General features: G+C 72.6%; 1 pseudogene. It reads left to right on the top strand.

Annotated features, from left to right (window positions below):
* Positions 1-9 precede the first annotated feature (9 nt).
* A pseudogene (locus AB0B14_RS36685) lies at positions 10-2,110 on the top strand (beta-ketoacyl synthase N-terminal-like domain-containing protein); the annotation flags it as partial.

Genomic DNA, 2,110 nt, shown 5'->3' with positions numbered 1-2,110 from the left:
ACGCGGGGGTTGTCGCAGCGGGATTTGGCGCGGTTGTCGCGGTCGGGTCTGGCGGTGTTGGAGACTGCGGATGCCCTGGCCATGCTCGACGCCGCCGTGGCCGGTCCGGGCGGTGTCTTCGTCGGTGCCCGTGTCGACCCCGCCGCGCTACGGGATCGGGAGGTCCCGCCGATCCTGCGCGACCTGGTTCGTACGCCGGTGCGCCGCGCCGTCAGCACGGCCACCTCCACCGGCGCGACCGACGTCGGTCAGTTCGCCGGGCTGTCGGCCGACGAGTTGGCGGAGACGGTGCTGCGGCTCGTCCGCGAGCAGGTGGCCGACGTGCTCGGCCACGAGGACGGGCACGCCGTCGACGTCACGAAGGCGTTCCAGGACCTCGGCTTCGACTCGCTCACGGCCGTCGAGCTGCGCAACAAGCTCAACGGCGCGCTGGAGCTGCGACTCCCGGCGACGCTGATCTTCGACTACCCGACGCCGGTGGCGCTCGCCGACTTCCTGCTGACGGAACTCTCCGGCCAGGACCGGCCGGAGGCGGGGCCGGCGCTGCCCGCCACCCGCACCGACGAGCCCATCGCGATCGTGGGCATGAGCTGCCGCTACCCGGGTGGGATCAGCTCCCCGGAGGAGTTGTGGCAGCTGCTGGCCGAGGGCCGCGAGGGCATCACCCCCTTCCCGGAGGACCGGGGCTGGGACCTGGCCAACCTCTTCGACGACGACCCCGGAAGCCACGGCCACAGCTACGCGCGGTCGGGCGGGTTCCTGCACGAAGCCGGCTGGTTCGACGCTGACTTCTTCGGCATCTCCCCCCGGGAGGCGCTGGCGATCGACCCGCAGCAGCGACTGCTGCTGGAGGCCAGCTGGGAGGCGGTCGAGCGGGCCGGCCTCGACCCGGCGGCGCTGCGCGGCAGCCAGACCGGCGTCTTCGTCGGCGTGATGTACGGCGACTACGGCTCCCGCGTTCGGCAGGTGCCTCGCGACGTGGAGGGTTACCTCGGCAACGGCAGCGCGGCGAGTGTCGCCTCCGGCCGGGTGTCCTACACGTTCGGGTTCGAGGGCCCAGCTGTCACCGTCGACACCGCCTGCTCGTCCTCGCTGGTGGCGATCCACCTCGCGGCGCAGGCGCTGCGCCGCGGCGAGTGCTCGCTGGCGCTGGCCGGCGGCGTGACCGTGATGCCGACGCCACAGGTCTTCGTCGAGTTCAGCCGCCAGCGCGGGCTGGCCGCCGACGGTCGCTGCAAGTCCTTCGCCGCCGCCGCTGACGGCACCAGTTGGGGCGAGGGCGTCGGCATCCTGATGTTGGAGCGGTTGTCGGACGCGCGGCGTAACGGGCATCAGGTTCTGGCGGTGGTGCGGGGTTCGGCGGTGAATCAGGATGGTGCGTCGAACGGGTTGACGGCGCCGAATGGTCCGGCGCAGCAGCGGGTGATTCGGGCCGCGTTGGCGGACGCGGGTTTGTCGGCGTCGGATGTGGACGCGGTGGAGGCGCACGGTACGGGGACCCGGTTGGGTGATCCGATCGAGGCGCAGGCGCTGCTCGCGACGTACGGGCAGGACCGGGAACGGCCGCTGTTGCTCGGTTCGTTGAAGTCGAACATCGGGCACACGCAGGCGGCTGCCGGCGTGGGTGGTGTAATCAAGATGGTGCAGGCGATGCGCCACGGGGTGCTGCCCCGCACCCTGCACGTGGACGAGCCCACGCCACAGGTGGACTGGTCGGCGGGAGCCGTCGAACTGCTCACCGAAGAGGTGCCGTGGCCCGAGGCGGGCCGGCCCCGCCGCGCCGGCGTGTCCTCGTTCGGGGTCAGCGGCACCAACACGCACGTCGTCCTGGAGCAGGCGCCGGAGCCGGAGCCGGTCGCCGCCGCCGAGTGGCCCGACACCGTCCCGGTGGTGCTCTCCGCCCGAAACCCCGCCGCGCTGGCCGACCAGGCCGCCCGCCTGCGGTCCTTCGTGGAGTCGCGTCCCGACCTGTCCCTCACCGACCTCGCCGGTGCAGCCGCCCGCTACCGGGCGACCCTGGAGCATCGTGCGGTGGTGTTGGCGGGTGGTCGTGGGGGTTTGTTGCGGGGTTTGGGTGTGGTGGCGTCGGGTGGTTCGGGGTCGGGTGTGG

This window comes from Micromonospora sp. NPDC049171 (assembly GCF_040648275.1).
In the GTDB taxonomy this organism is placed as follows: Bacteria; Actinomycetota; Actinomycetes; order Mycobacteriales; family Micromonosporaceae; genus Micromonospora.
Note: the sequence above shows the minus strand (reverse complement) of the source record. Positions and strands in the feature narration are given on the sequence as shown.